Below are 8,178 nucleotides of genomic sequence, written 5' to 3'. Positions count from 1 at the left end.
AGGCCGTCCCTACAGGACTTGGCTCTTTTATTTTGTAGGTGTTACCATAAGATCGTCCCTACGGGACTGGAGCGGATGTTGATTTTTTGTTTTATAAGACAATTTTAAAATCCGGATACGCCCTTAGCTCCCCTCTCTTTTCGAAAGAGAGGGGCAGGGGGTGAGTTAGATGTCAGTGCCTACTACAGACTGCCTGCTGCCTACTTACAGAAACTTATCGCATCAGCAACACCGTCCCGCTCACCAGCCTGAAATTAATTAATCGGATAAAATATCTTCAGCTTAACATTTTGATAGCCTTTTTCAGAGAAGAAATAAAGACATCAACCTCTTCAACCGTATTGTAAATAGCAAAAGAGGCTCTGACAGTACCGGGCAGGCCGTATTTTCTCATCAGTGGCTCCGTGCAATGACTCCCAACCCTGACAGCAACGCCCATCTTATCAAGTAATACACCAATATCACCCGGATGAATATGTTTGTGAACAAAAGAAATAACTCCTGCTTTTTCTCTGGCAGTACCAATTATTCTGATGCCACCCATTTCATTGATTTTTTCCGTGGCATATTTCAACAGCTCTTCCTCATGCCTGCCAATATTTTCTGATCCTATTGCCTCAACAAACCTGAGGGCTTCTGCAAGGCCAATCGCTCCTGCAATATCGGGAGTTCCCGCTTCAAACTTAAAAGGAGGCTTGTTATAAGTTGTTTTTTCAAAGGTTACCGTTTCTATCATTTCACCCCCGCCCTGATAGGGTGGTAATTCTGCCAACCATTTTGCCTTTCCGTACAAAACTCCGATCCCGGTAGGCCCATACACTTTATGCCCTGAAAAACAATAAAAATCACAATCAAGCTCCTGAACATTTACTTTCAGATGAGGAATAGCCTGTGCACCGTCAAGGAGTACCGGTATTTGATGTTGATGGGCAAAAGAAATAATTTCTTTTACCGGATTGATGCTGCCTAATGTATTCGAAATGTGGGTAATAGCTATCAATTTTGTTCTTTCATTAACAAGACTCTTCAAATGGCTGACATCCAGCTCTCCGGACGAATTTATCGCGGCAACCTTAATCCCGGCCTTTCTTTCTTCAGCCATGATTTGCCAGGGAACAATGTTGGAATGATGCTCCATTTCAGTGATGATGATTTCATCTTCGGGTAAGAAATATTTTTTCCCAAATACGTAAGCAATCAGATTAATTGACTCTGTTGTCCCTCTCGTAAATATAATTTCTTCCGTTTTTTGAGCATTTATAAAACTTTGAACTGTTTTCCTTGCCTCTTCAAACTCTTCTGTTGCCTTCTGACTAAGGTAATGGTTCCCCCTGTGAACATTGGCATGGGTGGTAAGATAATATCCGGAAATGCGGTTAATGACACTCATCGGCTTCTGTGTGGACGCAGCATTGTCGAAATATACCAGCGGGAAGCCGTTTATCTTTTGTTGCAAAACCGGGAACTGTTCTCTGATAGCTTTTATATCTGTTTCAGACATTAGATTAATTTCAATTTAACGAAGGTTTTTTAACTGCCTGCAAAGTTAACACCGGATGACCTATCTTTACACTTTAAATCAAACAGGTAATGACAGACGTAAACGCAAAAAAGAAAATATTTCTGATCGATTCTCTTGCTTTAATTTACCGTGCACACTTTGCTTTTATCAATAATCCAAGAATCAATTCCAAAGGACAAAATACATCAGCTATTTTTGGTTTTGTCAATTCATTGCTTGAAATTATTGAAAAGGAAAAGCCCACACATATTGCAGCTGCTTTCGACTCTTATGAACCTACCGTCAGGCATGAGGACTTTACAGCATACAAGGCTAACCGTGATAAACAACCTGAAGACATCACCTTTGCCATTCCGGTTATCAAACAAATTTTACAGGCCATGAACATTGCTGTTCTCGAAATGCCGGGCTATGAAGCCGATGACATCATCGCTACTCTGGTCAAACAAGCAGACAGGGTTAACAGCCTTGTGTATATGGTAACACCCGACAAAGACTATTCACAACTTGTTGATGATCATATTTTTATCTATAAACCCGGACGTGGTTCCAAAGAAGTTGAAATATGGGACACACAAAGGGTTTTGAAAGAGTTTGGCATTGAAAAAGTTGAGCAGGTAATTGATATTCAAAGTCTTACCGGGGATGCAGTAGATAATATTCCCGGAGTTCCGGGCATTGGCCCCAAAACTGCTCAAAGCCTGATCAATCAGTATGGCAGCCTTGAAAACCTGCTGGCACACACACATGAGCTGAAAGGTAAAATCAAGGAAAATCTGGAAACCTATGCTGAACAGGCAAGAATTTCTTACCAACTGGCCAAATTAATGACCGATGCCCCTGTAATATTGGATGAAAAAGCCTTTGCTGTTAAAGAATGGGATAAAAGCAGACTGGAGGAAATTTTCGGAGAGCTCGAATTTAAAAATCTTTCCAGAAGAATGCTGGGAAAAGAACCGGAAATAAAATCAAAAGAAGGCATAGAAGTACAAGGGGACCTATTTACCACCTACCCGAATCATCAATCTCCCTCCATGATTCAGATCATTCATGTTCATACTGGAGACAAGGAAACCGAACATATCCGTTTTTTATTAAAGAAAAGTAAGTTTTTAAGCCTTGCGATCCAATACACTGACGACAAACTCTTTACATCAGAAATTAAGGCATTTGCTGTTTCTTTCAATCAGGAAAAAGCTTATTTGTTTGATTATCAAGAAGAAACAAAAGAAATGCTGCAGGAAATTTTATCTGCTCAGGATATTACGCTGATTGCCTATGATTTTAAGAAAGACATCATGCTGCTGAAATCGAACGGATTGGAATTCAATGGTTTTTTGTTTGACAATCTCATTGCACACTATCTGATTGATTCGGAGAGTAGTCACGATTTTAACCGTCTTTGTGAGAATTATCTCCACCATCAGTTTGTCTCAGGTAGCCATCCTGCCGATAATCCCGGGCAATTTGCATTTCTGAATATTAAGCTTTATGAATTGTTTTCAAAAGAGATTGAAGAAAAGTACCACCATCTATTTCACAATATTGAAATTCCGCTGGTAAGTGTTCTGGCGGAGATGGAATATCACGGGGTTAAAATCAGCAGTGAAATACTTGCCGCATTGTCCGCTGAGCTTCAGAATGAGCTGAAAGCTCTGGAAGAAAAGGTTTTCAGGCTTTGTGGAATGAGCTTTAACCTGAATTCTCCCCAACAGCTCGGGCATGTATTGTTTAATGTACTAAAACTTGATCCTGATGCAAAGAAAACAAAAAAAAGCGGGCAGTTTTCCACCAATGAAGAAGTGTTGACACGTCTGGCCGAAAAACATGAAATAGCTGGCGTTATACTTGAATATCGTGAAATTCAGAAGCTTAAATCAACTTATTCGGATGCTCTCCCCGGCCTTGTCAATCCTGTTTCAGGTATGATACACACTTCATACGAACAGGCGGTAGCATCTACCGGCAGGTTAAGCTCGCGCAATCCCAATCTTCAGAATATTCCGGTTCGCACGGAACGAGGCAGGTTAATCAGAAAAGCTTTTATCCCGCGACAGCCTGAGAGATTAATTTTGTCTGCCGACTATTCTCAGATTGAACTCCGTGTGGTGGCTCATGTCAGCAATGACGAAGCCATGATTGAAGCCTTCAGGACAGGCAAAGACATTCATACTTCCACAGCCGCAAAGGTGTTTGGAGTAAAATCTGAAGAGGTTAATTCCGATATGCGGAGAAAGGCCAAGGAGGTTAATTTTGGAATAATCTATGGTATTTCTTCCTGGGGGCTTGCCCAAAGACTTGGCATTTCTAAAAAAGAGGCCTCAGAAATAATTGATAACTATTTTAAGAGCTTTCCGGGTATTAAAAATTACATGCAGGAAAGCATCGAAAAAGCAAGAAAATCAGGGTATGCCGAAACATTGTTTGGCAGAAGGAGATATCTGAGAGACATCAATTCGGTAAATGCCATGCAGCGTGCTTTTGCCGAAAGAAACGCCATCAATGCCCCTGTGCAGGGAACAGCTGCCGATATCATTAAATTAGCCATGATTAAAATTCATGACACTTTTAAAAAAGAAAAACTTAAATCGTTGATGATCATGCAGGTACATGATGAACTGGTTTTTGATGTCATACAGGATGAATACGAAGTAGTAACCGAGCTGGTCAGGGAAGGGATGGAAAATGTCGTCAGGCTGAAAGTACCTTTAATCGTGGATATCGGAAAAGGGATGAACTGGCTGGATGCCCACTGACCTGAAAGATAAAAAAGATTTGCAGAATTTGGGAGTGCAAATAACTTTGTAACACATTTTTAAAGGAATTAAAATCATGACAGTTGAAATAAAGGAAGTTAAGACATTATCCGACCGTAAAAGTTTTGTTAATGTCCAGTTTGAAATTTACAAAAACAACAGGTTTTGGGTACCACCTTTAAAAAAGGCAGAAGTCCATTCCATTGATCCCTCCTTTAATCCGGCATTTGAATTCACGGAAGCAAAATTCTGGCTTGCTTTTAAAAACGGGAAATGTATGGGACGAATCGGTGCCATCATCAATCCTTCTTATAATGAAAAGACAGGAGAAAAAAAAGGCAGGTTTACCCGCCTTGAATTCTTTGACGAAAGAGAAGTATTTGAGGCTTTGATCACCACTGCTGAAAACTGGGTACGTGAAAAAGGGATGAAAGCCATTCACGGGCCCTTAGGCTTCTCCAACCTTGATCTTCAGGGACTCCTTGTGGAAGGATTTGAACACCTGCCCTCGATTGGCTCTGTGTATCATCAGCCTTATTACTACCAGTACCTCGAAGATTTTGGCTATGAAAAGGAAAATGACTGGATTGAATTCCGCCTGTTCCCACTCACGGAAATTCCTGAAAAAGTGCTGAAAATCAATGAGGTGGTCAAACAACGTTATGGATTTCATATCCTTCATTTCAAAAGCTCAAAAGAGCTGAAACCTTACGGAGAAATGGTGTTTAAAGTTCTGAATGAAGCATTCAGCGAGCTCCCTTATGTCATTCCTCTGAATGATAAAATGATTCGGTATTATACTGAAAAATATTTTAACCTGCTGAATCCCAAACTGGTAAAAATTATTTTAAACAAAGACAATGAAGTGGTTGGTTTTATTCTTGGTTTTCCCTCACTTTCAGAAGCCATGCAAAAAGCAAAAGGAAGGCTCTATCCCTTTGGTTTTCTTCATATTATGAGACAAATGAAACATCCTAAAGTAGTTGACCTGATGCTGACAGGTATCAAAAATGAACAGCAGGGACAGGGTGTGGCCGCTTTACTGATGACAGAGCTTCAAAAGGAAATCAATAAGTTGGGTGTCGAAGCCGTTGAAACCACGGGAATTTTTGAAACCAATATCAAAGCCATCCAAAACTGGAAAAATTATGATCATATTCAGCACAAAAGGAAAAGGTGCTATGTAAAAACTTTGTAAAAGGAATAATTATCTCAGCAAATCGCTCAGAATCAATTATCTTCTGAACTTCCTGAAATTTTTCATAAACTGAACACGTTCATAGGCAGCCGGATCGTGTGCTTTCGAAAAACTCAGCTTTCCCCTGAAATCATCAATAGAATTAAACTCATGATATTCCATCCATTGTTTAAGTTCACCAAGCATAACAGAGATATATTCAGGCCCGTGATGATAAAGGGTGGAAGCAAGCTGAACTGCATTGGCACCAGCCAGTAATTGCTTGATAAGGGCCTTGCCGTCATGCACACCCGTTGATGCAGCCAGATCGCATTTAACTCTGCCCGACATAATACCTATCCAGCGCAGGGATATGGGTAAATCCTCCGGTGTGCTGAGTACATAGGAAGGTATAATGCTAAGATTATCAATGTCAAAATCGGGACTGTAAAAACGGTTGAACAAGGTGATCCCTTTTATTCCTGTTTCCGAGAGTTTGACAATCATCTGTGCCAGATTGCTGAAATAAAAACTGATTTTCAGAATAAGTGGCAGATTGGTATGTTTTTTCACTTCCTGAATGATTTCGAAATAAAGTTTTTCATTCTCCGCTCCGGTACGGTGGAAGTCGGATGGCAGGATAAAAGCATTCAGTTCAAGGGCATCGACACCTGTCTTTTCAATTTCTGATGCAAAATATGTCCATTTCTGCGAAGAAACGCAATTTATTGAGGCTAATACCGGAATAGAAACTGACTCTTTCGCTTCTTTAAGCAATCTCAGATATTTTCTGACACTGTCTTCTTCAGGCTCTTCTTCCATATAGTCGAATTTTTCAGGATAAACGAAAAACCTCCCGCTCATACTGTGCTTTTGTTCTTCCATTTCATAAATGATCTCTTCCTCAAAGAGACTTTTGACAATGACTGCTGATGCTCCGGCATTTTCAAGTGAAATAATTTTTTCAACACTATCTGTCATTCCACTGCTTCCGGCTATGATTGGATTTTTCAGCTTAAATCCTGCAAAACTGGTTGTTAAATCCATAAATTTATTGATTTAAATTTCCGGCAAAGTTATCTGAAAATTACAAATTTTTTATTGTAATGTTTTCCTTCATTTTCAATCATTAATAAGTATAGCCCTTTTTCAATAGCTGAAATGTCAATATAGTTGAAACATGTTCCTTCAGCTACCGTTTTACCCTGAATATCAGAAATTTTATATTTTATTTCAGCAGAAACACCCGGCAGGTAAATATTCAACCTGGTGGTAGCCGGATTCGGCCAGATTTTGAGCTCATCTTCCGTTTTGAAGTTAATCTTAGTGCCCAATGATCCCCAGTAACCATCCTTATTAATAATGCTTACCTGATTAATGGGAATAGAGGTAACTACAGTTCTGGTCGCAGGTTGTGTTTGCCATTCCACGACAACTGAATCAACTTTTGAATTGTTGCCTAAGCCAAAATTGGTAATAAAAGGTTGCTGCCCGGCAAAATGTCCGTATCCGGCTTTAATTTCCCTCATTTGTCTGACTCCACCTGCCCAAACAATGATACGTGAACCTACTGCACTCTGGTTACAGTTTTCAGGGGCAAATAACCTGATACCAATCCAGTTGTTCTGGCTACCAATTTTATTTTCATAAACATCCAGTTGTCCTTTGGGCTGATAAGTGCCATCTCCATGGGCAATCAGCAGATCATCATCTCCGTCAAGGTCATAATCAAATGGCTGCAGGGAGCCAATTTCACGGATCATGGTGGTTGCACTGGTAATACCCAGTTCGAGTGAAATGTCGTCCAGAAGGCCCGAAGTGTCCTGTCTGAGGACAAACAACCTTCTGTTAGAGGAATAACCACCACTTCCCATCACCATATCCAGCAACATGTCGTTATCCAGATCCAGCCAGTTTCCGGAATAATCGCCCAGATGACTTGGACGTGGCGGCTCACGTTTCACCTTTTCCAATGCCCATTCAAGATGATAATCTTCAGCCGGACCTTTGTTGATGACCAAAGTACTGCTGCCTTCTCCGTCACCGAATCCGCCATGTACCAGGAGGTAAAAAAAGTCAATGTCTCCATCGTTATCATAATCAGCAGGTTGAGTTTCCCAACAACAGAGTGCCTGTCCCTGATCTCCGTTCAGGTGCTGCGTATTATAGCCTGTGCCAAAAGCCACATCATTGAATTTTCCGTTTTTCTGATTGGCATACAGGCTCCCTCCACTCCGGCAATAAGGCGCTGTGGCTATATCCATCCAGCCGTCATTGTTCCAGTCGGTTGCATTCGAACCATAAAGAGGCATTTTATTCAGACTGATTTTTGAAATAAAGCTTTGATCAGTAAAAGTGCCGTCTCCATTGCCTTTTAACAGATAACTTGATGTCATTCCGTTTAAACCGCCCTGTTCCTGGTTAAGTTTGTAATCGTCAAACCATGAGGCAAGAAACAAATCAATCTTCCCATCCTTATCATAATCCAGAAATGTAATCCCTGTAATATTGACAAGCCCCTGATCTTTCCCTGTGTGAGGACCAAGCGTGTTTAATCCGCTGTTTTCAACAAGTGAAAACTTTCCATCTCCCCTGTTAAGCAACACCTCACATCGGTCGCCCGGATCGTTGGAGTCGGGATGATAGTATTCCCAACGGTGATAGTAAATGCCGGTAACCGCATCCACATCTCCGTCATTGTCGATATCGGCAAAGGCAATATT

The 8,178-nt window shown here is 40.7% G+C and carries 5 protein-coding genes; 2 read left to right on the top strand and 3 right to left on the bottom strand.

Annotated features, from left to right (window positions below):
* Window positions 1-277: 277 nt before the first annotated feature.
* Window positions 278-1,501 (bottom strand): cysteine desulfurase, encoded by a 1,224-nt coding sequence (locus GX437_02435; GenBank protein ID NLJ06507.1) that lies wholly within the window; start codon window positions 1,499-1,501, stop codon window positions 278-280.
* A gap of 89 nt (window positions 1,502-1,590) precedes the next feature.
* On the opposite strand from GX437_02435, the gene polA reads away from it, so the two are divergent.
* A complete protein-coding gene (polA, locus tag GX437_02430; GenBank protein ID NLJ06506.1) occupies window positions 1,591-4,278 on the top strand; it encodes a DNA polymerase I in 2,688 nt (895 codons plus the stop codon).
* A gap of 76 nt (window positions 4,279-4,354) precedes the next feature.
* The gene (locus tag GX437_02425; protein NLJ06505.1) at window positions 4,355-5,476 is read left to right on the top strand and encodes a GNAT family N-acetyltransferase; all 1,122 of its coding nucleotides are present in this window, start codon (window positions 4,355-4,357) and stop codon (window positions 5,474-5,476) included.
* 36 nt (window positions 5,477-5,512) lie between these two features.
* Here GX437_02425 and GX437_02420 read toward each other — a convergent pair whose 3' ends face one another.
* Both GX437_02420 and GX437_02415 read right to left on the bottom strand, forming a co-directional pair.
* The gene (locus GX437_02420; protein ID NLJ06504.1) at window positions 5,513-6,502 is read right to left on the bottom strand and encodes a dihydroorotate dehydrogenase-like protein; all 990 of its coding nucleotides are present in this window, start codon (window positions 6,500-6,502) and stop codon (window positions 5,513-5,515) included.
* 29 nt (window positions 6,503-6,531) lie between these two features.
* Window positions 6,532-8,178 (bottom strand): T9SS type A sorting domain-containing protein (locus tag GX437_02415; GenBank protein NLJ06503.1); only part of this gene is annotated, 1,647 nt, incomplete at its 5' end.

Source organism: Sphingobacteriales bacterium (assembly GCA_012517435.1).
GTDB lineage: Bacteria > Bacteroidota > Bacteroidia > CAILMK01 > JAAYUY01 > JAAYUY01.
Note: the sequence above shows the minus strand (reverse complement) of the source record. Positions and strands in the feature narration are given on the sequence as shown.

Bases quoted from the DNA above. Each gene is read 5' to 3' on its own strand.
- GX437_02435 (NLJ06507.1), bottom strand. From the start codon at position 1,501: ATGTCTGAAACAGATATAAAAGCTATCAGAGAACAGTTCCCGGTTTTG.
- GX437_02425 (NLJ06505.1), top strand. From the start codon at position 4,355: ATGACAGTTGAAATAAAGGAAGTTAAGACATTATCCGACCGTAAAAGT.
- polA (NLJ06506.1), top strand. From the start codon at position 1,591: ATGACAGACGTAAACGCAAAAAAGAAAATATTTCTGATCGATTCTCTT.
- GX437_02420 (NLJ06504.1), bottom strand. From the start codon at position 6,502: ATGGATTTAACAACCAGTTTTGCAGGATTTAAGCTGAAAAATCCAATC.